This is a genomic window from Nitrosomonadales bacterium (assembly GCA_016716325.1).
Lineage (GTDB): Bacteria > Pseudomonadota > Gammaproteobacteria > Burkholderiales > Gallionellaceae > Gallionella.
On the sequence record JADJWO010000001.1, the window covers coordinates 732940 to 757272 of the forward strand.

The 24333-nt window shown below is 58.9% G+C and carries 25 protein-coding genes; 11 read left to right on the top strand and 14 right to left on the bottom strand.

What is annotated here, in order from left to right:
* Window positions 1-68: 68 nt before the first annotated feature.
* Window positions 69-890 carry an SAM-dependent methyltransferase gene (locus IPM27_03410; protein ID MBK9160601.1) on the top strand — a complete coding sequence of 274 codons (822 nt, stop codon included), beginning with the start codon at window positions 69-71 and terminating at the stop codon, window positions 888-890.
* 58 nt (window positions 891-948) lie between these two features.
* Here IPM27_03410 and IPM27_03415 read toward each other — a convergent pair whose 3' ends face one another.
* Together IPM27_03415 and queG are read right to left on the bottom strand one after the other, a co-directional pair.
* Window positions 949-1389, bottom strand: a complete 441-nt coding sequence (locus tag IPM27_03415) for a hemerythrin domain-containing protein (GenBank protein ID MBK9160602.1) — start codon at window positions 1387-1389, stop codon at window positions 949-951.
* 46 nt (window positions 1390-1435) lie between these two features.
* Window positions 1436-2686 (bottom strand): tRNA epoxyqueuosine(34) reductase QueG, encoded by a 1251-nt coding sequence (gene queG, locus IPM27_03420; protein ID MBK9160603.1) that lies wholly within the window; start codon window positions 2684-2686, stop codon window positions 1436-1438.
* Between queG and tsaE the strand changes: the two genes are divergently transcribed.
* Both tsaE and IPM27_03430 read left to right on the top strand, forming a co-directional pair.
* A complete protein-coding gene (gene tsaE / locus IPM27_03425) occupies window positions 2609-2980 on the top strand; it encodes a tRNA (adenosine(37)-N6)-threonylcarbamoyltransferase complex ATPase subunit type 1 TsaE (protein MBK9160604.1) in 372 nt (123 codons plus the stop codon). The two genes, queG and tsaE, sit on opposite strands and share 78 nt — an antisense overlap.
* Window positions 2962-4275, top strand: coding sequence for an N-acetylmuramoyl-L-alanine amidase (locus tag IPM27_03430; protein ID MBK9160605.1), 1314 nt, complete (start codon window positions 2962-2964; stop codon window positions 4273-4275). Before tsaE ends, IPM27_03430 begins: the two co-directional genes overlap by 19 nt.
* On the opposite strand, the gene IPM27_03435 is transcribed toward IPM27_03430, so the two are convergent.
* From IPM27_03435 to IPM27_03485, 11 genes are all read right to left on the bottom strand, one after another.
* Window positions 4269-5840, bottom strand: coding sequence for a hypothetical protein (locus IPM27_03435; GenBank protein ID MBK9160606.1), 1572 nt, complete (start codon window positions 5838-5840; stop codon window positions 4269-4271). The two genes, IPM27_03430 and IPM27_03435, sit on opposite strands and share 7 nt — an antisense overlap.
* Before the next feature lie 78 nt (window positions 5841-5918).
* A complete protein-coding gene (gene cysM / locus IPM27_03440) occupies window positions 5919-6809 on the bottom strand; it encodes a cysteine synthase CysM (protein ID MBK9160607.1) in 891 nt (296 codons plus the stop codon).
* Window positions 6809-7807, bottom strand: a complete 999-nt coding sequence (gene rfaD / locus IPM27_03445; protein ID MBK9160608.1) for an ADP-glyceromanno-heptose 6-epimerase — start codon at window positions 7805-7807, stop codon at window positions 6809-6811. Before rfaD ends, cysM begins: the two co-directional genes overlap by 1 nt.
* A 107-nt stretch (window positions 7808-7914) precedes the next feature.
* Window positions 7915-8850, bottom strand: coding sequence for a D-glycero-beta-D-manno-heptose-7-phosphate kinase (gene rfaE1 / locus IPM27_03450; protein MBK9160609.1), 936 nt, complete (start codon window positions 8848-8850; stop codon window positions 7915-7917).
* On the bottom strand, window positions 8847-9548 hold the full coding sequence (pyrF, locus tag IPM27_03455) for an orotidine-5'-phosphate decarboxylase (protein MBK9160610.1): 702 nt from the start codon (window positions 9546-9548) through the stop codon (window positions 8847-8849). The genes rfaE1 and pyrF overlap by 4 nt, the downstream gene beginning before the upstream one ends.
* The gene (lapB, locus tag IPM27_03460) at window positions 9545-10720 is read right to left on the bottom strand and encodes a lipopolysaccharide assembly protein LapB (GenBank protein MBK9160611.1); all 1176 of its coding nucleotides are present in this window, start codon (window positions 10718-10720) and stop codon (window positions 9545-9547) included. The genes pyrF and lapB overlap by 4 nt, the downstream gene beginning before the upstream one ends.
* A gap of 16 nt (window positions 10721-10736) precedes the next feature.
* Window positions 10737-11033: a LapA family protein gene (locus IPM27_03465; protein ID MBK9160612.1), complete on the bottom strand. Its 297-nt coding sequence runs from the start codon at window positions 11031-11033 to the stop codon at window positions 10737-10739.
* Window positions 11034-11138: 105 nt separating this feature from the next.
* Complete coding sequence (locus tag IPM27_03470) at window positions 11139-11426, bottom strand: integration host factor subunit beta (protein MBK9160613.1); 288 nt, start codon at window positions 11424-11426, stop codon at window positions 11139-11141.
* A gap of 16 nt (window positions 11427-11442) precedes the next feature.
* The gene (rpsA, locus tag IPM27_03475) at window positions 11443-13164 is read right to left on the bottom strand and encodes a 30S ribosomal protein S1 (GenBank protein ID MBK9160614.1); all 1722 of its coding nucleotides are present in this window, start codon (window positions 13162-13164) and stop codon (window positions 11443-11445) included.
* Between the two features lie 88 nt (window positions 13165-13252).
* Complete coding sequence (locus tag IPM27_03480; GenBank protein ID MBK9160615.1) at window positions 13253-15190, bottom strand: bifunctional 3-phosphoshikimate 1-carboxyvinyltransferase/cytidylate kinase; 1938 nt, start codon at window positions 15188-15190, stop codon at window positions 13253-13255.
* 101 nt (window positions 15191-15291) lie between these two features.
* Window positions 15292-16638 carry an exodeoxyribonuclease VII large subunit gene (locus tag IPM27_03485; GenBank protein ID MBK9160616.1) on the bottom strand — a complete coding sequence of 449 codons (1347 nt, stop codon included), beginning with the start codon at window positions 16636-16638 and terminating at the stop codon, window positions 15292-15294.
* Between the two features lie 379 nt (window positions 16639-17017).
* Here IPM27_03485 and IPM27_03490 point away from each other — a divergent pair, with 379 nt between their 5' ends.
* From IPM27_03490 to IPM27_03520, 7 genes are read left to right on the top strand one after another with little or no spacing between them, the layout of a single operon-like run.
* Entirely contained in the window at window positions 17018-17626 is a 609-nt protein-coding gene (locus IPM27_03490; protein ID MBK9160617.1) for a MotA/TolQ/ExbB proton channel family protein, read from the top strand.
* A gap of 6 nt (window positions 17627-17632) precedes the next feature.
* Entirely contained in the window at window positions 17633-18052 is a 420-nt protein-coding gene (locus tag IPM27_03495; GenBank protein ID MBK9160618.1) for a biopolymer transporter ExbD, read from the top strand.
* A gap of 4 nt (window positions 18053-18056) precedes the next feature.
* Window positions 18057-19046: a tetraacyldisaccharide 4'-kinase gene (locus IPM27_03500; protein MBK9160619.1), complete on the top strand. Its 990-nt coding sequence runs from the start codon at window positions 18057-18059 to the stop codon at window positions 19044-19046.
* Window positions 19027-19212 carry a Trm112 family protein gene (locus IPM27_03505; GenBank protein MBK9160620.1) on the top strand — a complete coding sequence of 62 codons (186 nt, stop codon included), beginning with the start codon at window positions 19027-19029 and terminating at the stop codon, window positions 19210-19212. The genes IPM27_03500 and IPM27_03505 overlap by 20 nt, the downstream gene beginning before the upstream one ends.
* A complete protein-coding gene (gene kdsB / locus IPM27_03510) occupies window positions 19212-19997 on the top strand; it encodes a 3-deoxy-manno-octulosonate cytidylyltransferase (protein MBK9160621.1) in 786 nt (261 codons plus the stop codon). Before IPM27_03505 ends, kdsB begins: the two co-directional genes overlap by 1 nt.
* On the top strand, window positions 19994-20653 hold the full coding sequence (adk, locus tag IPM27_03515) for an adenylate kinase (GenBank protein MBK9160622.1): 660 nt from the start codon (window positions 19994-19996) through the stop codon (window positions 20651-20653). Before kdsB ends, adk begins: the two co-directional genes overlap by 4 nt.
* 2 nt (window positions 20654-20655) lie before the next feature.
* On the top strand, window positions 20656-21063 hold the full coding sequence (locus tag IPM27_03520; protein MBK9160623.1) for a heme-binding protein: 408 nt from the start codon (window positions 20656-20658) through the stop codon (window positions 21061-21063).
* Between the two features lie 132 nt (window positions 21064-21195).
* Here the strand turns inward: IPM27_03520 and IPM27_03525 are convergent, their stop codons facing one another.
* Entirely contained in the window at window positions 21196-21969 is a 774-nt protein-coding gene (locus IPM27_03525) for an FprA family A-type flavoprotein (protein ID MBK9160624.1), read from the bottom strand.
* 240 nt (window positions 21970-22209) lie between these two features.
* Here IPM27_03525 and IPM27_03530 point away from each other — a divergent pair, with 240 nt between their 5' ends.
* Window positions 22210-24237, top strand: coding sequence for a sodium-translocating pyrophosphatase (locus tag IPM27_03530; protein MBK9160625.1), 2028 nt, complete (start codon window positions 22210-22212; stop codon window positions 24235-24237).
* The last annotated feature ends 96 nt before the right edge of the window (window positions 24238-24333 follow it).

The following is a 24333-nucleotide window of genomic DNA, read 5'->3' on the forward strand; positions in this document are numbered from 1 at the left end:
TCGTCAAACTTTTTTGCGTGTATCATTTTCATACCACGTAACCAAACTACAACCTTCACGACAAAATCATGGCGCCCATTCCAGAAATCAGGCCGGACCAGTCCGTCGAACTTCTCAAGGAACTGCACATCCTGACGCGCGACGGCAAGCTCAACCAGGACAGCCGCCGCAAGCTCAAGCAGGTCTACCACCTGTTCCACTTCATCGAACCCCTGATGGCGGAAGCATTGTCCGGCAGCGGCACGCTCACGCTGGCCGACCATGGCGCAGGAAAATCCTATCTGGGCTTCATCCTCTATGATTTGTTTTTGAAAGCGCGCGACACCGGCCATGTCTACGGAATCGAAACGCGCGCGGAACTTGTCGGAAAGTCGCTCGCATTGGCAGACAGGCTCGGCTTTGCGCGCATGTCATTCCTCAACCTGTCGGTGGAAGAATCCATCGGCTCGGCGCAACTCCCCGCGCAGATCGACATCGTCACCGCCCTGCACGCCTGCAACACCGCCACCGACGACGCGATTCGCTTCGCGTTGCACAAGCGGGCCAAATCCATCGTGCTGGTGCCCTGTTGCCAGGCCGAAGTCGCCGCCGTATTGAACCGGCACAAGAACCAGTCGTTCGGCAAGACCCCGCTGTCGGAGATCTGGCGTCACCCGCTCCACACGCGCGAATTCGGCAGTCACCTGACCAACGTGCTGCGCTGCCTGCTGCTGGAATCGCACGGCTACCAGGTGACAGTAACGGAACTGGTCGGCTGGGAACACTCAATGAAGAACGAACTGATCATCGCGCGCCGCAAGGATGCGCCGCGCAAGGATGTGCAGCAGCGTGTGGAATACATCCTGCATGAACTGAACCTGGAATCATTGCGCGACCGCTTCGCTTACTGACGCAATCCCGAACACGACCGGAATCCAGTACCTGCCACCATGACGCACGCATCGACGGTCAGCACTTGCACAAACGATTCCTAAGTACGTAATCGCGGTACTTCATGTCCTCGTGCAGCAGATGCTCGATCAATGTCTGCTTGACTTTGAGTCCGGCCTCGATCCATTCGTACTCCGTCCCCTCCTTCCCAAATCCTTCCATGATCTTGCCCAGATACTCGACAGCCTGCGCATGTTTCTGCGCATGCGCTTCCGCGTCCGGATAGCCCCATTCGCGGAATAATCTCTCTTCATGCTCAAAGTGCGCCACCGCATCGTCCAGGATGGCCTGCATGCGTCTCTGGATTTCGGCCATATCCATACGGCGGACAATAGCTTCATTCAACTGATTGACAAGATGGGCAAATCGTTGATGCTCGACATCGATCTCCGGGATGCAGACACTCAATTCATCCGTCCACTCCAGGCTCCACGTCGGTGTTTCAGTTGGGCAAGACATAATTTTCTCCCTGAACAGAATGGCGCATGCGTCCACCATGTTGGAATCATAGCGCGTTCCCACTCTGTTGTAACAGTGCCCATGCGACATGCTCGCGCACCAATGCGGAAGGATGGCTGGCGCGCGCCTGCAAAGCCGCGACGACCTCCGGATTTCCGGGCGCATTGCCCAGCGCCACCGCGAGGTTGCGCAGCCAGCGCTCGTGACCGATGCGGTAGATGGCGCTACCCGACATCTTTTCGCTGAATGTCGCCTCGTCCCACGCGAACAGCTCGATCAACGACGCGTCATCCAGCCCGTGGCGCACGGCAAAGTCAGGCTCGGAGCCGGGTTGCGCGAAGCGGTTCCACGGGCAGATCAACTGGCAGTCGTCGCAGCCGTAAATGCGATTCCCGATCAGCGGGCGTAACCCGGTCGGGATGCTGCCCTTAAGCTCTATGGTGAGGTAGGAGATGCAGCGACTCGCATCGACCCTGTAGGGTGCGACGATGGCCTGCGTCGGGCAGACCTCGATGCAGCGCGTGCAGTTGCCGCAATGGTCGGCCTGCGGCGCGTCCACCGGCAGCGGCAGGTTGACGTAGATCTCGCCGAGGAAAAACCACGAGCCGCGCTCGCGCGACAGCAGCAGCGTATGCTTACCGCGCCAACCGATGCCCGCCCTGACTGCCAGTTCGACCTCCATCACCGGCGCGCTATCGGTGAAGACGCGCCCTTCGAACCCGGACGCCGCCTCCCTTATCTTGTCGGCCAGTTTCGCCAGACGGTTGCGCATCACCTTGTGGTAATCGCGGCCCAGCGCGTAGCGCGAAATATAGGCACGCTCACCCTCGCGCAGCACCTGCCAGCCATCGCGCGCATCCGCGGGAAGGTAATCCATGCGCAGCGAAATGACGCGCAGCGTACCGGGCAGCAGTTCCGCCGGGCGACTGCGTCGGGTGCCGTGAATTGCCATATAATCCATCTCGCCGTGCATCCCCTGCGCCAGCCATCCCAGCAGACCGCTTTCCGCCGCAGTCAGGTCGGTGTCGCTGATGCCGACACCCTGAAAACCGAGTTCATGCGCCCAGACGCGTATCTGCGCGGCAAGGGCCGCATAGTCCACTAATTGAGGATCACCGTTTTGCATAGTCACGATGATAGCCGAATCACTCTGGAACTCGCCGATGAAAGCGCGACCCTCGCGCTTGCGCAGCGCCTCGCCAGGCGACTCATGCCCGGCATGGTGGTCTATCTGAACGGCGATCTCGGCGCGGGTAAGACCACACTGGTACGCGGCATGCTGAACGCTCTGGGCCATGCCGGCCGGGTGAAAAGCCCTACCTATACGCTGGTTGAGACATACCACGCCAACGGGTTAGACTTGTGCCACTTTGACCTGTACCGCCTGCACGATGCGAACGAATGGGAAGCAGCCGGATTCCGCGATGAATTCGACGGTCATAACATCTTCCTCATCGAGTGGCCGGAAAAGGCGCAAGGATTGGTTCCGCTGGCCGATATTAAAATCAATCTGGCAATTCCGGCGCAAGGTCGCAAAGCGACGATCCATGCCAACACTGAAATGGGCAAACGATGCTTAGAGCAGTTGTAAAATTCGTTGCGCTGTTGCTTCTGCTTTGGCTACCCCAGGCGCATGCCGCGATCGTCATCGGTTCCGCACGTGTCTGGCCGGCTCAGGATTACACCCGATTGACGCTCGAATCGAAGCAGTCCATCCGCCACAACATGTTCACCGTGAGCAATCCGGAACGCCTGGTGGTCGACCTGGAGAACGTCAAGCTTGACGATACGCTCAACAACCTGACCAAGCTGATTGGGGATAACGACCCCTACATCCGCAGCGTGCGCGTGGGGCAATTCAAGCCCGGCGTGGTGCGTCTGGTGCTCGACCTGAAGGGCGCGGTCGCCCCCCAGTTGTTCGTCCTCAAGCCGGTCGGCACATACGGTTACCGACTGGTACTGGATGTCTATCCCGCCGAGCCGCCCGATCCGCTGATGGCACTGCTGGAGCGAGCCGATTCCCCGAAGGCTGCCAGCGCGCCTGCGGCAAGCGAGCCAATCGAGGAACCCGCGGCGGAAGAGAAGCCGCAACCGGCAACCGACCCGAGCACCTTCAAGGACGCAAAACCATCACCGCGCCCTCCCGCCGTGCCCGAATTGCGCGCCCGCACACTGATCATCGCAATCGATGCGGGACATGGCGGCGAGGATCCCGGCGCACGCGGCAGAAAGGGCTCCTATGAAAAAAATGTCACGCTGGCGATCGCGCGCAAGGTGAAGACGCTGATCGACGACATGCCGGACATGCGCGGCATACTGATCCGCGACGGGGATTATTTCATCCCGCTCGGCAGGCGCGTCACCAAGGCGCGCAAGATCAATGCGGATCTGTTCATCTCGATCCATGCGGATGCCTTCATCAAGCCGAATGCGCGCGGCTCATCGGTGTTCGCGTTGTCCGAACACGGCGCCACCAGCACTGCGGCACGCTGGCTGGCGAAAAAAGAAAATGAAGCCGACTTGATCGGCGGCGTAAATATCGCCGTGAAAGACCCTTACCTCGCCCGCACGCTGCTCGACCTGTCGCAGACCGCGACCATCAATGACAGTCTAAAACTGGCCAAGCATGTGCTGGATGAACTGGGCGACATCAACGACCTGCATCGCGGCCACGTCGAACAGGCCGGATTTGCCGTGCTGAAATCGCCTGACATTCCCTCAATCCTGGTCGAAACGGCATTCATCAGCAATCCCAGCGAAGAGGCCCGGCTGAACGACAGCGACTACCAGATGAAGATCGCAAGGGCGATCCTCGCCGGCATCAAACGCTACTTCGCGCAGAATCCGGCGCTTTCCAGACCGAAAGTTGCACGACTCGATCAGTGATAGAAATCATTATCCGGGTCGAATTCGCGCCCCATCTCCAGGGCTTTCTTCCATGCGTTGTCATCCCCTAGCGACTTCAGGTGCTGCGCCACCGAAAGGAATGCAAGCCGGTCTTCTCGCGACTCATAGACACGCAGCAAGGTCAGGTAGGCCTGCGGATTCTTCGGATTGATCTTGATCGCTTCCCGCAGCACCTCTTCGGCCAGCTTGTCGTGGCCGAAGCGCAGGTAGATATCCGCTTCTTCCAGCAACTCGTATTCGGGCGGCAGGATCGATTCGACCTGCTGCGCGACGGCAGGCACTTTCATCGACTGGTCGCCGAACGGCAAGGTCATGTCGAGAACCTTGGGAGGCTGCACGATGGATGCGCCTTCCCCGACTGAGTCTGCCTCTTCCCGTGACAGCTCCGTCGTTCCGGATAGCCGCCGGATGTCATCCGTATCGTCCGCGGTTTTCTGTTTCCAGCCACGCGCCGCCCGGTATCTGCGATACCCGAAGTAACCGCCCGCACCCAACGACAGCAGAACAAGGATGAATAACGCCTGTTGCCATAAGCCCCTGGATTCCGCTTCCACAGGCACCACCGGGGTGGCCGTCACGGTGATGCCGGGCTTGGCCGACACGGCGCCAATCGCAGCCGATCCGCGGATATCGCCTGTCGCCGTATCTGCAACGCCCGAATCTGCTCGGATGCCCAGCCTGCCTTGCAACATCCTGATCACCGTTTGCATTTCGGCGACCTGCTCATTCAATTCGGCAACCGTCTTTTCTTTCGCGATCAACTCATCCTGAAGCGCATCGGCAAGCTCCTCCCGACTGGACTGACTGCCGGGGTCGCTTCTGGAAATGGACAAGGACACCGAGAGCGCCAGCGCGAGTTCGCCGAAGCGCCGAGTCTCCTGCGCTCTATCGTGCCTGCCTGCCATTCCGCGACCATCCGGCATGCGGGCATCGTTTTCGGCCAACGTGATATGCCCCCGATCAAACGAAGGAGAGGTGCGTTGCCGGTTTTCAACTTTGCGCCCGATGGCATGCTTTCCGACCGAAGCCCCCCCCGCGCCGACAGGTTGATGCGAGTCATCCGCACCCGCCTCCGGCGATATGTCGGCTTGTGACCTTATGGTCTGTTGCGCTTCCGCCTCCGGTATCACAAGCAGGCGGGGAGCGCCGGGGTCGGCGGACAGATCCAGCAGGAAAGTGTATGCCCTGGAAATCCTGCCGCCGGACGACGAAACCGTAATCAGCAGGTCGAGAAAGGGTTCTTTTAAATGATGTGGCGTGGAAATCAGAATGAAGGGAGCGGCACCTTGTTCGTTGACGACCCGGAATCCGGGTGCTATTCCCTGCGGGTAATGCAGGCCGATCCTTTTATACTCCTCGGCGCTCGCCAACTGCACTTCCAGACTCGCCGCATCCGTCTCGGTCAGTTCGAGCAGTGCAATCCGCGCCCTGAGCGGTTCGCCCAGATGGCTGTCCACGTCAATCCCGCCCAGCCCCAGCGCAACGGCCTGGGGCGCAAACAGTATTGCGATGGACCATATCCATGGCCTGATCGTGGATTGCATGGCGTCTCGCATCGACTTTCGATCACGTTCCCGTCCGTTCACGGAAACGATTCTAACCGCAAACGCGACCGATCCGCGTCAGGCGGGGAATACACCGGTCGAAAGATAACGGTCGCCGCGGTCGCAGACGATGAACGCGATGGTCGCGTTCTCGACCTGCCGGGAGATGCGCAGGGCGACGCTCAACGCGCCCCCTGAGGATATCCCGCAGAAGATGCCTTCCTCGCGCGCAAGGCGGCGCGTCATTTCTTCCGCATCCGCCTGGCTCACATATTCCAGGCTGTCGATATGCTCGCCGCTGTAGATCTTCGGCAGGTAAGCCTGCGGCCATTTACGGATGCCGGGGATCTGCGCGCCCTCTTCCGGCTGCACGCCGATGATCTGGATGGCGGGATTTTTTTCCTTGAAGAAGCGCGAGCAACCCATGATGGTACCGGTGGTGCCCATGCTGCTGATGAAATGGGTGAGCTTGCCCGCCGTGTCGCGCCAGATCTCCGGCGCGGTGCCTTCATAGTGCGCCAGCGGATTGTCTGGATTGGCGAACTGGTCGAGGATGAAACCCTTGCCGGCATCGCGCAACCTTTCCGCGGTATCACGCGCCAGCTCCATGCTGCCGGATTTTTCTGTCAGCACCAGCTCTGCGCCGAACGCGCGCATCGTCTGGCGGCGCTCGACGCTCTGGTTCTCCGGCATCACCAAAATCATCTTGTAACCGCGCATCGCCGCCGCCATCGCCAGCGCGATGCCGGTATTGCCGCTGGTCGCTTCGATCAGTGTATCGCCCGGACGGATCTCGCCGCGCTGCTCGGCCCGGGTGATCATCGATAATGCCGGCCTGTCCTTGACCGACCCGGCAGGATTATTGCCTTCCAGTTTGGCCAGCAGCACGTTTCCGTTATCGCCCGGGATGCGCTTCAGCCTGACCAGCGGGGTACTGCCGACAAAGTTTTCGACGGACGGATACTTCATCAGCCCGCATTCCCGAGCATCTGCTCCACATATCGCGCCACACCCTGCTCCACGCTGAGGAACGGTTCGGCATAGCCCGCATTGCGCAATGCGCCGATGTCGGCCTGGGTGTAGCTCTGGTATTTACCGCGCAACGCATCCGGGAACGGGATGTAACAGATCGCCCCCTGCTGCTGGAACTCAGACAGACTCGACGCGGGCTTGCCCTCGGTAGCGCGAAGGGTGTTGATGACGGCGGCGGCCACATCGTTGAAACTCTGCGCCTGCCCGGTGCCGAGATTGAAGATTCCGGACTTGTGCGGGTTGTCCAGGAAATACATATTCACCTTGACCACGTCCTCGATCGACACGAAATCGCGCAACTGCCCGCCATCGGCATACCCGTCGCAGCCCGCGAACAGTTTCACCTTGCCTTCGGCGCGATACTGGTTGAAGAAGTGGTATGCAACCGAGGCCATGCGTTCCTTGTGCTGTTCGCGCGGCCCGTACACATTGAAGTAGCGCATTCCGACGATCTGCGCGCTGCGCTTGTGCCAGCGGCGGCGCACGATCTGGTCGAACAGGAATTTGGAATAGGCATACACATTGAGCGGCGACTCGAACTCGCGGCTTTCCTTGAACACCCCGCCACCGCCATATACCGATGCGGATGATGCATACAGAAAAGGTATCTCTTCGTTCTGGCAGTAATTCAACAACTCCAGCGTGTACTGGTAGTTGTTTTCCATCATGTAGCGGCCATCCGCCTCCATGGTGTCGGAACAGGCGCCCTGATGCAGCACCGCAGTGACCAGCCCGTCGAAATAGCCTTCCTGCAGCCTTTTCAGGAAATCTTGCTTGTCCAGGTAGTCGGCGATCTCGCAATCCGCCAGGTTCCTGAATTTGTCGGCCTTGCTGAGGTTATCCACCGCGATGATATTGTTCTCGCCGCGCTGGTTGAGCGCCTTGACCAGATTGGACCCGATAAACCCGGCAGCGCCGGTGACGATGTAGTACATCTTTGATCCTTTCAATTCGTTAGGTAAGTGGAGCGGTGCTGCGCACCTCGGCGGAGAGTGGAAAAACCACCCCATACTCCCCACTTCCTGCTTACCCCCCCCACTTTCTACTGCATATCCTCAAGTATTTCCTCGCGCGATACGACAGCGGTTCCCAGTTTCCCGACCACGATACCCGCCGCGCGGTTGGCGATGCGCATCGCATCGGGCAACTCGGCACCGCTTGCCAGCATCACCGCCAGCGTGGCGATCACGGTATCGCCCGCTCCGCTGACATCGTACACCTCGCGTGTATGGGTCGGCTCATGCAATGCCTCACCGGGACGGTACAGGCTCATGCCATCCTCGCTGCGCGTGACCAACAGCGCATCAAGCTGCAATTCGGTACGCAATCTTTCGGCTTTCGCATCGAGTTCCGCCACTGTCTTCCAGCTGCCCGCCACTTCGCGGAACTCGCTGCGGTTCGGCGTCAACAGGGTTGCGCCACGATAGCGCGCGTAATCGTCGCCCTTGGGATCGATCAGTACCGGCTTGCCCGCCGCTTTCGCCAGCCCGATCATCTCGGCGATATGTGCCAGGCCGCCCTTGCCATAATCGGACAGCAGGACCACATCGCTGTACGGCAGTTTCGTCCTGAAGTCGGCCAGTTTGGCCTGCAACACCTCATGGCTGGGCTGCGTCTCGAAATCGATGCGCAACAGCTGCTGCTGGCGCGCAACGGCGCGCAACTTGATGGTGGTGGCAATGCTGGCATCGCGATGCAACAGGGCCTCCACACGCTGTTCGGTCAGCAGGCGCTCCAGACAATCGCCGGCCTCGTCAACGCCGACCACCGACAGCAATGTGGCCTGCGCGCCGAGCGCGGCGATATTGCGCGCCACGTTGGCGGCACCGCCCGGACGTTCCTCGACACGCGTCACCTTCAACACCGGCACCGGCGCCTCCGGTGAAATGCGGCTGACGTCGCCGAACCAGTAGCGATCCAGCATCACGTCACCGACCACCAATACCTTCGCGCCTCCAAACACCGGCAATGTACTCATTGCGCCACTCCGATCTCCTGGTTGATCGTCAACAAAGCCTGCAACGGGTCGTCCGCCCTGGTGATCGGCCGGCCGATTACCAGATAACTGGAACCCGCCAGCAATGCGGCCTGCGGGGTCATCACGCGCGATTGGTCATCGAGACTGGCCTGTGCCGGGCGGATGCCGGGGGTCACCAGGCAGAAGCCGCTACCGCAACGCTCGCGCAACAACGCGGCTTCCTGTGCCGAACACACCACGCCATCCAGTCCGCTGTCGCGCGCCAGCATCGCGAGCCGCGACACCATTTCCGCCGGCGTCGCAGTGATGCCGATGTCGGCAAGGTCTTCCTGCGCCATGCTGGTGAGCATCGTCACCGCGATCAATCTCGGCCGGTGCGCGCCTTTGGCGAGGGCCTCGCGCGCCGCTTCCAGCATCTTGCGGCCGCCCAGCGCATGCACGTTGACCATCCACACCCCCAGACCGGCGGCAGCCTTGCATGCCTGTGCCGTCGTGTTGGGTATATCGTGATATTTCAGGTCGAGAAAAATCTCGAAGCCGCGTTGTTGCAATTGTTCGACCAGTTGCGGCCCGGCAACGGTGAACAATTCCTTGCCCACCTTCAGGCGGCACAGCCCGGGCTGCAAGCGGTCGGCCAACGCCAGCGCCGGCGCGGCTTGCGGATAATCGAGCGCGACAATGATCTTCGGGTCGTTCATATATTCATTCCGGTTTCTTCGTTGCGGCGCGGCGAATAGCTGTCCCATGCCTGGCAGGCCGGGCAATGCCAGTAGAACTGGCGCGCCTTGAAACCGCAGCTGGCGCAGTGATACGTCGCCAGGTTGCGTGTACGTTTATGGACCAGATCCTTGACCAGTTCGACATCGGCCCGCCGATCCATCGGAACTTCCAGCAGCCGCGCTTCGAGCAACTTGTCCAGGCCCAGCAATGTCGGGTTGCGCTGCAATTCGTCGCGTACCAGTTTGTAGGCGGCACTGGATCCCTCGTTCTTCAATACGCCGTCGAACACCACGTTCAGCATGTCCAGCGAATGGTATTTGCACAGATAATCGCGCAACAGCGCCACACCTTCCACTTCACGGTCCAGGCAGCGGTAAGCATCGAGCAACCGCTCCGCCACCAGCGGCAGATATTGTGCATCCTGCGCTTCGATGTTCTTCCAGAGCGAGATGGCCTGCTCGTATCGCAACTCGGCCGCCTCCATATCGCCCAGCAGCATGGTGGCCCGCACCGCATCCGGATATGCCTTCAGCGCCTGCTGCAAGTGGCCGCGCGCCGCTGCCGCATCGCCATGCGCAATTTCCTCGACGGCCAGTTCGCAATAGAAGAAGGAGGCCAACTTGCCATAGGTCTGTCCGGATATTTCAGCAAGGCGTTGTGCAACGGCGATCGCCTTGAGCCAGTCATGTTCCTTCTGGAACAACTCCAGCAGGAATTCCAGCGAGGGTTTCGCATACGGCGTGCTCTCCAGTTCACGGAACAGGCTTTCGGCACGATCCAGGATGCCGGCCTTCAGGTAATCCTGCGCCAGCTCGAAGATCGCCTGCTGGCGCCGCTCATCATCCAGATCCGCGCGATCCACCAGATTGTGGTGCATGCGCAGGGCGCGATCCACCTCTCCGCGACGGCGGAACAGACTGCCCAGCGCAAAGTGCAACTCGACGGTTTGCGGATCGACCTTGACCACCTCGATGAAAGCTTCGATGGCTTTGTCCTGCTGCTCGTTGAGCAGGAAGTTCAATCCCTGGAAATACGATTGTGGCAATGCGCCCGATTCCGACAGCAACTCCTTGATGTCGATACGCGCGGCCAGCCATCCCATGCCGAAAAACAGCGGGAAGATGAGCAACATCCAGGGTTCGAATTCCATCATGTCCGGTAATGAATCAGGAAGGTTGAATGGGGATCTGTTGCGTTTCGCCGATATCGGCGAGCTTGTTCTTGACCCGGATATCGCGTTTCAGGCGCGCGATCTCGCGGCGCTGCTGCAGTACATGAACAAACATGGCAAGCACACCGATCAATGCGCCCGCAGCAAAAAATACCAGCAGGACGACCACCATCGGCGACTGCCACTCGTAGCCGAAAAAATAATGCAGCGTAACCTGCTGATCGTTCTTGACCGCAAAGCCGAGCAATGCGATGAACAGCACTGCACGTAGCAACCAGTTGAGATAGCGCATGGTTTTATCCGCCGAATAAACTGCCGCTAAAGATAGCATGAATGGGCAACAAAATGGCGGCGATACCTTGCGATATGCCGCCACTTGAGAAGCGTTCTATGCGCCTCAGGATTTAGATTCGCAGACGCGTTCCCTGAGTTCCTTGCCCGCCTTGAAATGCGGCACATATTTCGCCGGCACTTTTACCTTATCGCCTGTCTTGGGGTTGCGCCCTTGACGGGGCGGACGATAATTCAGACCGAAACTGCCGAAACCGCGAATCTCGACACGCCCACCACGCGACAGCGCGGTGGACAGGGTATCCAGAATCACTTTAACGGCAAGCTCTGCGTCTTTCGCCAGCAGTTGCGGATGCAACTCGGCGAGTCTGGCAATCAAATCGGAACGAGTCATGCGGATTCTCCCCAACTCAGGCTTCGGTCTTGTTGCCGCCCATTTTGGCCTTCAACAATGCACCAAGATTGGTCGTGCCGGCATTCGCGCTGCTTTCCGCAGAGAACTTCTGCATCGCGGCAGCTTCTTCGGCCCTGTCGAGCGCCTTGATCGACAAGTTGATGCCGCGATTCTTGCGATCCACATTGATGATCACGGCAGTCACGCTATCCCCCTCTTTAAGGTGTGTGCGAATATCTTCGACGCGGTCGGCAGATACTTCGGAAGCCTTCAGGTATGCCTCGACATCACCTTCCAGTGAAATTACAGCGCCCTTGGCATCCAGGGATTTCACCGTACCGGTGACGATCGCACCCTTCTCATGACCGGACACGAATCCGCCGAACGGATCGCCTTCCAGTTGCTTGATGCCGAGGGAGATGCGTTCGCGCTCAACGTCAATCGCCAATACCACGGCCTCAACTTCGTCGCCCTTCTTGTAGTTGCGCACCACCTCTTCGCCAGGCTGACTCCAGGACAGGTCGGACAAATGCACCAAGCCATCGATACCGCCATCCAGGCCGATGAACACGCCGAAATCGGTGATCGACTTGATCTGACCCTTTACCTTGTCGCCCTTCTTGTGATTGCTCTCGAAATCGCCCCACGGGTTGGACAGGCATTGCTTCATGCCAAGAGAGATACGGCGGCGTTGCTCGTCGATTTCCAGGATCATCACTTCGACCTCGTCGCCCAGGCTCACCACCTTGGATGGGTGCACGTTCTTGTTGGTCCAGTCCATTTCGGAAACATGCACCAGACCTTCGATGCCCTGTTCGATTTCCACAAACGCACCGTAATCGGTCAGGTTGGTCACCTTGCCGAACATGCGCGTACCCTGCGGGTAGCGGCGCGCCAGGCCGTTCCACGGATCGTCGCCCATCTGCTTGATGCCCAGCGAGACGCGATTCTTTTCCTGGTCGAACTTGAGGATCTTGGCCTCGACCTCGTCGCCGACGGTCAATATCTCGGAAGGATGCTTCACGCGGCGCCATGCCAGATCGGTGATGTGCAACAGACCATCGATGCCGCCCAGATCGACGAACGCGCCGTAATCCGTGATGTTCTTGACCACGCCCTTGACCACGGCGCCTTCTTTCAGGCTTTCCATGATCGCCTCGCGGTCGGCGCCCATGGTCTCTTCCAGTACGGCACGACGCGATACCACCACGTTGTTGCGCTTACGGTCCAGCTTGATGACCTTCAACTCCATGGTCTTGTTCTCGTACGGGGCGGTGTCCTTGACCGGACGGATATCCACCAGCGAACCCGGCAGGAACGCACGGATGCCGTTGACCATCGCGGTCAGGCCGCCCTTGACCTTGCCGCTGACATAACCTTCCACGACCCGGCCTTCTTCCATGGCCTGCTCCAGATCGTGCCATGCGGCGAGGCGCTTGGCTTTTTCACGCGACAGCTTGGTCTCACCATAGCCGTTCTCCAGCGATTCGATCGCAACGGTGACGAAATCGCCATCCTTGACTTCGATCTGTCCCTGGTCGTCGAGGAATTCCTCGACCGGAATCAGACTCTCGGACTTCAGTCCGGCATTCACGACCACCACGTTGTGGTCGACGCGCACGACTTGCGCGGTGATCAGTTCGCCTGCGCGCATTTCTTTGCGCGTCAAACTTTCTTCGAACATTGCTGCAAAACTGTCTGGATTTGCTACGGCTGCTGCGGTTGCGGTTGAGTTCATCAAATACACCTAAAGGTTAAAACCGTTTGCACGGCGGTTAGTTTAAAGTTCCCATCGGACGGGGAGTCCACTGGGGCCGATTCCTGCCTTATGCCGGATAGCGCGCCAACACGGCCTGTACCGCCTGCTCGATGTTCAAAGCCGTGGTATCCAGCAGGATTGCGCCCGGAGCCTGTTGCAACGGGGCAGCGCTTCGTTGCATATCCCGCTCGTCGCGTGCCCGTATATCCAGCAAAAGGGCGGCGATATTAGCACCCATTCCTTTTTCCTTCAACTGCTTATATCTCCGCTCGGCACGCGCTTCGGCACTGGCGGTCAAAAATATCTTCAAGGTCGCGTCCGGGAACACCACTGAAGCCATGTCGCGACCGTCCGCCACCAACCCCGGTGCACGCCGGAAGGCACGCTGCCTGTTCAACAAGGCAGCGCGGACTCCGGGCAACGCTGCCACTCTGGAGGCCGCAGCCCCGGATTGTTCGCTACGCAACTCGCTACCGACCGGCACACCGTCCAGCCAGATGTTTTCACCTTCGAAACGAATATCGATCTTCGCAGCCAGATCCGCCAGTTGCGATTCGTCTTCCAGAGCAATGCCGTGCCTGTCGGCCGCCAGCCCCAACAACCGGTATAACGCACCGCTATCCAGGAAATGGTAGCCAAGGCTGGCGGCAACACGTTGCGCTACCGTACCTTTACCCGATGCCGACGGACCGTCAATAGCAATCACCGGCACCGCCTTGGTCACACCAGCAAAGACCTTGAAGTAGTCCGGAAAAGTCTTGGCAACGCATTCCGGTTCGTTGATGCGCATCCCCTCCTCGCCAAAAGATGCAAGCGAGAAACACATCGCCATGCGGTGGTCATCATAGGTGTCGATGGCCGCATGCCTGAGTCGAACCGGCGGCGTGATGCGGAGATAATCCGTGCCCTCTTCCACGGTTGCGCCGACCTTGCGCAGTTCGGTCGCCATCGCCGCGATGCGGTCGGTCTCCTTGACGCGCCAGCTGGCGATGTTGCGCAGCGTAGTCGTACCGTCGGCAAACAGCGCCACCACGGCCAGCGTCATGGCCGCATCGGGGATGTGGTTGCAATCCAGATCGATGGCTTTCAGTCTTTCCACCTTCGGCGCACTGGCTTCCATCCAGTTGACCCCCTGCTTGATCCGCGCACCCATCAATGCCAGCGCATCGGCAAAACGCACATCGCCTTGCACACTCTCACTACCCACGCCTTCGATGCGCACCGGCCCGCCGCCGATCGCACCCGCCGCAAGAAAATAGGATGCCGACGAAGCATCGCCTTCAACGTGGATCGTGCCCGGACTCCGGTAATGCTGGCCGCCGGAAACCACGAAGCGCTGCCACTCCTGTCTTTCGACCCTGACACCAAAGCGTGCCATCATCGCCAGCGTGATCCCGATATAGGGCTTGGAGATCAGTTCGCCAACCACCTCGACGCTCACCGTCCGCCCCAACAAGGGCAACGCCATCAGCAGGCCGGTCAGGAACTGGCTGGACACATCACCCCGGACACGCACCGACTCGCCCGCAAGAGCGGCTGGCGCGATTTGCAGCGGAGGGAAGCCCTCATTACCCAGATAGCGGATATTCGCCCCCAACTGGCGCAACGCATCCACCAGATCACCGATCGGACGCTCATGCATGCGCGCCACGCCAGACAGCTTGTATTCACCGCCTGACAGCGCCAATGTCGCAGTCAGCGGGCGGAACGCAGTACCGGCATTACCCAGGAACAGCTCGGCCTGTTGAACCGGGAAATTCCCCCCGCAGCCGGTCACGCGGAACACGTGCTTATCGAGTTGCTCCACTCCCACGCCCAGCGTACGCAAGGCATCCAGCATCCGCTCGGTATCGTCCGACAACAGAACATCGCGTATCTCCGTCGTGCCGGCGGACATTGCCGACAGCAACAGGATGCGATTGGAAATGCTTTTGGAACCGGGCAAACGCACTGTTCCATGCGCATTCAGCAAAGGAGGAAGATCGGAAAAGTTATCAGACGACATCGAGCATGAACCTTGCGAGGAATTGGGCCATTTTTAAATTCTAAGGGGTGAAATGATACCGTAGAGCAACCGGGGAAGACCTGCCGTTTCTTGAGACGACTTTATTTTCCTCCCGTTTCCTTCACTTCACTCCGCACCCATCCTTTCGCGAACGTAACCCGCAACTCAGCCCCGACCGCCAACGCCGCCGCATCTGATACCACGGCTCCGCCGGCATCCTGCACGATGCTGTAACCCCGCGCCAGCACCTGTCGGGGATCGAGCAGGGCCAGATGCTGTGCGGCATTCTCCACTCCCGCCAGTCGCTGCGCCTGCCCGACATGCATCGCACCGGTCATTCTCTGTGCAAGAGTGGCCTGCCTGTCATGCAGCCGCGCAAAATCGCCGCGCACACCATACAAACGTTGCGCCAGTGATCGCCATTGCCAGTGCAGCTGCAGCCGGCGATGGGTATGTGCGCGCTGCATGCGTTGCCGCAACTGTTCCAATCGTATGGTCTGGCGCTGCAATTGCTGCGCGGGGTGCACCAGTCTGCGCTGCAGGTAGTCCAGCGCCTGCATCGCGTTCCGCAACCGGTTGCGCTGGGCGCGGCGCAAATGTTGCATCTGGTCTTGCAACCCCTGTAGCAAAGCATGGCGATCCGGCACAACGCGCTGTGCTGCGGCAGTCGGCGTCGGCGCACGTTCATCAACAACAAAATCCGCGATGGTAAAGTCGGTTTCGTGGCCGATGCCGCTGACGACCGGAATTCCGCTGGCCGCAATGGCGCGCGCAACGACTTCCTCATTGAACGCCCACAGGTCTTCAATACTGCCCCCGCCCCGACACACGATCAGCACGTCGCATTCCGCACGCCGGTTGGCAACCTCGATGGCCTGCGCGATCTGATCGGCACTGCCCTTGCCCTGCACGGCAGCCGGATAAAGCGCTACCGGCACGGTGGGTAGTCGTTTCCGCAAGGTAGCGAGCACGTCGCGCAACGCGGCAGCCTGCGGCGAGGTGACGATGCCGATACGTTTCGGAAAGACCGGCAGGACGCGTTTGCGTTCGGTAGCAAACAATCCTTCGTCCTGCAACGACTGTTTCAGCCGCTCGAATCGCTCATACAGCACGCCCAGTCCGGCCGGGCGCACCTGTTCGACGGTTAACTGATACTCCCCGCGCTGTTCATACAGGGTAGCGTTGGCCAATATTTCGACCTGCTGGCCATTGGTGAGCGGATTACTCAACAACTGACTCTTGTGACGGAACATGACGCAACGCACCTGCGCGCGATCGTCTTTCAATGCAAAATAATAATGACCTGAAGCAGCCTTCACCAGATTGGAGATTTCCCCGCGCACCCACAACAAGGGAACGCTGGATTCCAGCAACTGCTTGATTGCTTGGTTAAGTTCCACAACGTGAAAAACACGATTGTTTTTTTCGAAAAATAGGCCAAAAGACATATTGACAATCCGGAATAATCCACACACCTAGGAAACAAGCCCTCTTCCTGCCACCCACTCCGTGAAAATAATATTAACTTACAACAACCCATTGTTTTATATGAAATATATAACCACATAAAAAATAGGCAACGTAAGAAAAATCCTTACATCACGCCACCTTAAAGCCCCCTTGCCAAGTTTCTTCCACAAAGTTATCCACAGGTTTTGTGGGCAAACGAAAATACTCTTTTCAAATGGCGGGTTAGCAAAATATTGATAAAGTAAATCCTGAGAAATGTTGCTCAACTCGGTGTGACACGCTACAGTTGCGCCCAGCAATCATCGGCACGATTTAATTATCGGCACGATTTGATTTAAGCACATTTGGAGAATCCGCGTGTTCGCAATCGTTGAAGCGGCCGGCTGGCCGATTTGGTTTTTGATCCTTGCTTCCGTCATCGCCGTAGGTCTGATCGCAGAGAGGCTGGCATATCTGCGCAGCAACCGGATTGCACCACAAACCTTGCTGGACGAAGTAGTCAACGAACTCAAACAACGTGGCGTCAGCGACAGCATGCTGGCCAAACTGGCGGAAGGATCGCCGCTGGGACGCATTTTTTCGGCCGGCCTGAAGAACATCAAAAGCTCGCCCGAGGTGATGAAGGAGTCCATCGAAGAAGCAGGACGCGCCGTCACTCACGACTTGGAACGTTTCCTGACCACGCTGGGTACCATCGCCACCATCAGCCCGTTGCTGGGATTGTTCGGCACGGTGGTAGGCATGATCGAAATCTTCGGCTCACAAACCGCCACCGGGAATAGTCCCGCCACCCTGGCGCACGGCATCTCGGTCGCCTTGTATAACACGGCATTCGGGCTGATCGTCGCCGTGCCCAGCATGATTGCCTACCGCCATTTCCGTTCCCAGGTGGACAGCCTGACCATCGAAATGGAACAACAGGCTATCAAACTGGTAGAAATCGTACACGGCCAGCGCAAGGGTTAAGCAACAATGAACTTCCAACGGGGGCGTAGCCGCGAAGAGCCGGAAATCAACCTAATCCCGATGATAGACGTGCTGCTGGTCATCCTGATCTTCCTGATGGTAACCACCAGCTATGCCAAATTTTCCGAACTGGAGATCAATCTGCCGCAAGCAGGCGGACAGGCCAGTAAAACGGAAGAGCGGCCGGTCAACGTGGCAGTGGATGCCTCCGAGCACTATGCCATCAACAATCATGGGGTCTCCTACACCGGCGTGGACGCATTGGCGGCATCGCTGAAAAATGCGGCGGGCGACCAACCCGATCCCACCATCGTCATCAACGCCGATGCCAGGACGCCACACCAGGCTGTCGTCAACGTGATGGAGGCTGCCCGCCGGGCGGGCTACGGACGCATCACCTTCACCACCCAGAATCCTCCCAAATAACGGCATGACCGGCCTGGAACGCCACTGGTACCGACACACGCCGCTGCACCTGTTCCTGCTTCCCGTCAGCTGGTTGTTCCATTTATTCTCTGCTTTGCGCCGCTGGCTGTATCGTTGCCGCATCCTGGACAGCCACCGCCTGACCGTACCGGTCGTTGTGGTCGGCAATATCAGCATCGGCGGTACCGGGAAGACCCCCCTGACACTGGCACTGGCGCAACAACTCATCGAACTCGGCTGGCATCCGCTGATCGTCAGTCGCGGTCATGGTGGTATCGCACAGCAACATCCCGTATCGCCGGACAGCACCGCCGCGCAAGTCGGCGACGAGCCCCTGCTGATGGCGCAACGCAATCTCTGTCCGGTCTGGGTGGGCATTGATCGTGTCGCCACCGCGCGGGCAGCCTTGCATGCCCATCCGCAATGCGATGTCATATTGTGCGACGACGGTTTGCAGCATTACCGATTGCAGCGCGATTTCGAGATTGCGGTCGTCGATGGCGAGCGCGGCTTCGGCAATGGCTGGCTGATCCCTGCCGGGCCGCTGCGCGAACCGGCAGCACGCCTGCAGACGGTGGATGCCGTGGTCGTAAACGGCTGCACTGCCGCACCGGGCCAGTATGCCATGAGCCTGTCCGGGGACCGGTTCTACAATTTGCTCGATCCGGACAAGACTGCCACCGCCCCTGAATTCAGCAAGCTGCGTTGCCATGCCGTGGCAGGCATCGGACATCCGCAACGTTACTTCCGGCATCTGGAAACATTAGGGTTCACCTTTACGCCGCACCCCTTTCCCGACCATCATCCCTATGTTGCCGCCGAACTGGATTTCGCGGATTGCGACGCCATACTCCTCACCGAAAAAGATGCGGTAAAATGCGCCGCATTCGCCGATGAAACATACTGGGTATTGCGCGTGGATGCCCGAATCGATCCGGCCCTGCTCGAACACCTACAGAGAAAGATCCAAACCCATGGACGCCAAACTGCTTGATATCCTCGTCTGCCCGCTGTGCAAGGCCCCGCTGGTTTACCGGAAGGCCGAACAGGAACTGATCTGCAAGGCTGATCGCCTGGCCTTCAGGATCGACGACGGCATCCCGGTCATGCTGGCCGACGAAGCGCGCAAGCTCACCCCGGAAGAAATCGAAGCGCTCTGATGACCGGTTTCCACGTCGTCATTCCGGCGCGCCACGCCTCGACCCGCCTGCACGGCAAGCCGCTTCTGCCGATTGCCGGGAAACCCATGGTGGTGAGGGTCGCGGAACAGGCGGCATCGAGCGGTGCACAACAGATATGGATCGCCACCGACCATCATGCAATCGCCAACGTGGCGCATGAGCACGGCTTCAAGGCCTGCCTGACCAGCGAGACACACACCAGCGGAACGGATCGCATCGCCGAAGTGGTGATGCAACAGGGCTGGCCGGACGACACCATCGTGGTCAACGTGCAAGGCGACGAACCGCTGATGCCACCCGCCTTGATCCGGGCCGTCGCTGAACATCTGCATTCCCATCCGGAATGCGCGATTGCCACCGCCTGCCACGCGATCCACGATGAGGCCTCGCTGCGCAATCCGAATATCGTCAAGGCGGTACTCGATCAGCACGGCAACGCGCTGTATTTCAGCCGCGCTCCGATACCCTATCCGCGCGATGCGTTTGCCCGCCAGCAACCGCTTCCGGCAGACCTTCCGGTGCTAAGACATATCGGCATATATGCTTACCGCGCAGGATTCTTGCGCGCCTTCGGACAACTCGCCCCGACCGCCCTGGAGCATTTCGAGGCACTGGAACAATTGCGTGCGCTGCATTATGGGTACAGAATCGGAGTTGTCATCACCGAGCAGGCTCCGCCAAGCGGCGTGGACACCGAACAGGATCTGCACGCTGCAAGGCAACTTTTCGACACACAAAACAGACAGAGGGAGAACCAGAAATGAAGATGATACTACTGGGCGCACCGGGGGCAGGCAAAGGCACGCAAGCCAATTACATCAAGGAAAAATACGCTATCCCGCAGATCTCCACCGGCGACATGTTGCGCGCGGCAATCAAGGCCGGCACCCCGCTGGGCATCGCCGCAAAGAAAATCATGGACGCAGGCGGACTGATCTCCGACGACACCATCATCAACCTGGTCAAGGAACGCATCACGGAGCCTGATTGCGCCAATGGCTTCCTGTTCGACGGCTTCCCGCGCACCATTCCACAGGCTCAAGCCATGAAGGATGCCGGCATCAATATCGACTTCGTAGTGGAGATCGAAGTGCAGGACGGCGAAATCATCAAGCGCATGAGCGGTCGCCGCGTGCATCTGGCCTCGGGCCGCACTTATCATGTGATTTTCAACCCGCCCAAAGTGGAAGGTAAGGACGATATTACCGGCGAGGACTTGGTGCAGCGGCCCGACGATCTGGAAAATACCGTCATCAAACGCCTCGCCGTCTACCACGAGCAGACCCGACCACTGGTCGAGTACTACACAGAATGGGAAAAATCCGGTGATGCAAACGCCCCGAAGTGCATCAACGTGCCCGGCATCGGTAGCGTGGAAAACATACGCGACCAGATCTTCGCGGCACTGGACGGCAAATAGACATGGCCAGCAAACCGGTCCTCACCCTGGAGGCCGCCAAACGTGTCGCTGCCGCTGCTGAAACCGAGGCGCAGAACAACGGCTGGCGCGTAACCATTGCCGTAGTGGATGACGGTGGCCACCTGCTGTATCTGCAACGCAACCATGACACCCAGTTTGGCAGTGTCGAAACGGCAATCTTCAAGGCACGTGCAGCAGCAGCCTTCCAGCGCCCAACCAAGACCTCCGAAGAGGCCGTCCTGAGCGGCCGTCTAATCCACCTCGCACTGCCCGGCGTGATCCCCGCCGAAGGCGGCGTGCCACTCATACTGGAAGGTGTTGCTGTCGGCGGACTGGGGATCAGCGGTGTACGCTCGGTTCAGGATGGTCAAATCGCGGCGGCAGGAGTTGCCGCACTCGCCAGAAACTGACCGAACCTGATCGTTACCGCTTTCGCACCGCGCTGAAAACGGGAGGCGTACCCCACAAAAAACGCCACATCGATATGCAATGTGGCGTAATTTCCGAGCCCCGACCGATCGCTATGATCGGTTAAAGTCCGGTCAGGGTGGGATGCGGTAATTGTCCTGTGTCATCAGATCCACTCCGCAAGGCAGTTGCTCGATCCAGTCAAGGAACTGGTTCACCATCTTCTTGCCCTTGAACGACTTGCCGTGTTGCGGCACGATCCATTCCACGTCCATCTGGCGCACCATGTTCACCCAGTAGCGGCATATCTTGTTGGAGATCATGTAGCGTTTGTGGAAACCTTCCATGTATTTGAGGTGCGCATTGAAATCCTCCACCGGCGCATCCGCCTCCGTATGCGACACGATGGAAGCGCCCATGTCTCCCGTAAACAGGATCTTGCTGATCGGATCGTAAAACTGGAAATTCCCTTCAGAATGCATGAAGTGTGCTGGGATCGCTTTGATGAAAGATTCGCCGAGCGGCAGGTTCATGCCCTCGTCAGGGATGCCATCCACCCGTCCTTCTACGTTCCCCACACTACAAAAATGCGGGACAAAGCGTGTCCACAAATTGGAAATGACCACCTTGCATTCCGAGTGGATCATCCACTTGTTCACCGAGGCGATGATGTCCGGATCGGCATGCGAAGCCAAGATGTACTTCAGCCTCTTGGGAGGAAAATAATTGTGCATCGCCATCAACAGGCCGTTATAGGTCATATTGCCGCCTGGATCGAGCAACGCTCCGTTCCCGTTATCCACAATCAGGAACTGGTTCGCCTGAACCGCCGCGCTGTTATCATCATTCACCAGATCGTCGAACATCAGGCACAGGTGTTTGCCGTTATTGAATAATTCGACAGCCATTTTCCCCTCCTTATTTAAAGTTGCAGCTATTATTATGGTTCGCAAAACGCATCTTGCGCGATGCATTTGTACATTTTTCCGTACATTACATTTGGCACGAATCAAATGCAACCGAATATTAACTGGCCGTAATATTATGGTGCACAAGTTATGCATAGGATGCTGTTATTATTCGCAGGTCAGCGGAATTACTGACTTCGCAGCGTTCAATTTACGGATCAACTATAGGGAGAGAAAATTATGTCGGGTGGTCTCGGATTCGCGCTGTTCTGCGCCATTGCTGCAATTCTGTATGGCATATTTTCCATCAAATGGATATTGGGCAAATCGACAGGTAGCGAGCGAATGCGTGAAATCGCATCCGCCGTCCAGGAAGGCGCCTCTGCCTACCTGAACCGCCAGTACACCACCATTGCATGGGTAGGGGCAGCGCTGTTCTTCGTCATCCTCTTCGCGCTCGGCTGGCAAACTGCGGTCGGCTTCGCCATCGGCGCGATCCTCTCTGGTGCGGCCGGATTCATCGGCATGAACGTTTCGGTACGCGCCAACGTGCGTACCGCCGAAGCGGCCAAGGAAAGTCTCAATGCGGCGCTCAACATCTCCTTCAAGGGCGGCGCGATTACCGGCATGCTGGTGGTTGGTCTTGGCCTGCTAGGCGTGGCGGGCTATTACGTATTCCTCACCAGCATGGGTGCAACGTCGGGCGAAGCGACCCACGCATTGGTAGGCTTGGGCTTCGGCGGTTCACTGATCTCCATCTTCGCCCGTCTGGGCGGCGGCATCTTCACCAAGGGCGCCGATGTCGGAGCCGACCTGGTAGGCAAGGTGGAAGCTGGCATTCCCGAGGACGACCCGCGCAACCCGGCGGTGATCGCCGACAACGTCGGTGACAACGTCGGCGACTGTGCCGGTATGGCGGCCGACCTGTTCGAGACCTATGCGGTCACCATCATCGCCACCATGCTGCTTGGCGGCCTGCTACTGGCCAATATCGGATCGAATGCGGTGATCTATCCGCTGGTGCTGGGTGGCTTCTCAATCATCGCCTCCATCGTCGGCACCTTCTTCGTCAAGGCTCGCGAAGGCGGCAAAATCATGAACGCACTGTATCGCGGACTCGCTGTTTCCGCTGTGCTCGCACTTGTCGCTTTCTACCCGATCACCACCATGTTGATTCCCGACGATGCCTTGGGCGCTCCCGGCAGCCAGATGAATCTGTATCTCGCTTCGGTCATCGGACTGGTGCTGACAGCCGCACTGGTATGGATCACAGAGTATTACACCGCGACCGAATTCGCACCCGTACGCCACATCGCGCAAGCCTCCACTACCGGGCACGGCACCAACATCATCGCCGGCCTGGGCGTATCGATGAAAGCAACGGCTGCGCCTGTCCTCACAGTTTGCCTCGCCATCTATGGCGCATATGAACTGGCCGGCCTGTATGGCATCGCCATCGCAGCCACTTCCATGCTATCCATGACCGGCATCATCGTGGCGCTGGATGCATACGGCCCGATCACCGACAACGCGGGCGGCATCGCCGAAATGTCGCACCTGCCGGACAACGTGCGCGTCATCACCGACGAACTGGATGCTGTAGGCAATACCACCAAGGCCGTCACCAAGGGCTATGCCATCGGTTCAGCCGGACTCGCCGCACTGGTGCTGTTCGCCGACTACACCCATGCACTTTCTGCCAGCGGCCATGAACTGACCTTCGACCTGTCCAACCACATGGTCATCATCGGCCTGTTCATCGGCGGCATGGTGCCCTACCTGTTCGCCGCGATGGGCATGGAAGCAGTCGGCCGTGCCGCAGGCAGCGTGGTGGTCGAAGTACGCCGCCAGTTCAAGGAGATCCCCGGCATCATGGAAGGCACCGGCAAGCCGGAATATGGCACTTGCGTGGACATGCTGACCAAAGCTGCGATCCGCGAGATGATTGTTCCTTCATTGCTGCCCGTTGCCGTCCCCATCGTGGTCGGCCTGACGCTCGGCCCCCAAGCGCTCGGCGGTGTGCTGGTCGGCACCATCATCACCGGCATCTTCGTCGCGATCTCGATGACCACCGGCGGTGGCGCGTGGGATAACGCAAAGAAATACATCGAGGAAGGCAACTACGGCGGCAAGGGCTCGGAAGCGCACAAGGCGGCCGTCACCGGCGACACCGTGGGCGACCCCTACAAGGACACAGCCGGCCCTGCCGTGAATCCGCTGATCAAGATCATCAACATCGTCGCACTCCTGATCGTGCCGTTGTTGTAGGAATATCTCTGCGGCAATAAAAAAACCGGGCGGGTTGTATTCCCGCCCGGTTTTTTATCTGCGCGATCCTGACACCGGTTCGCGCATAACCAACGA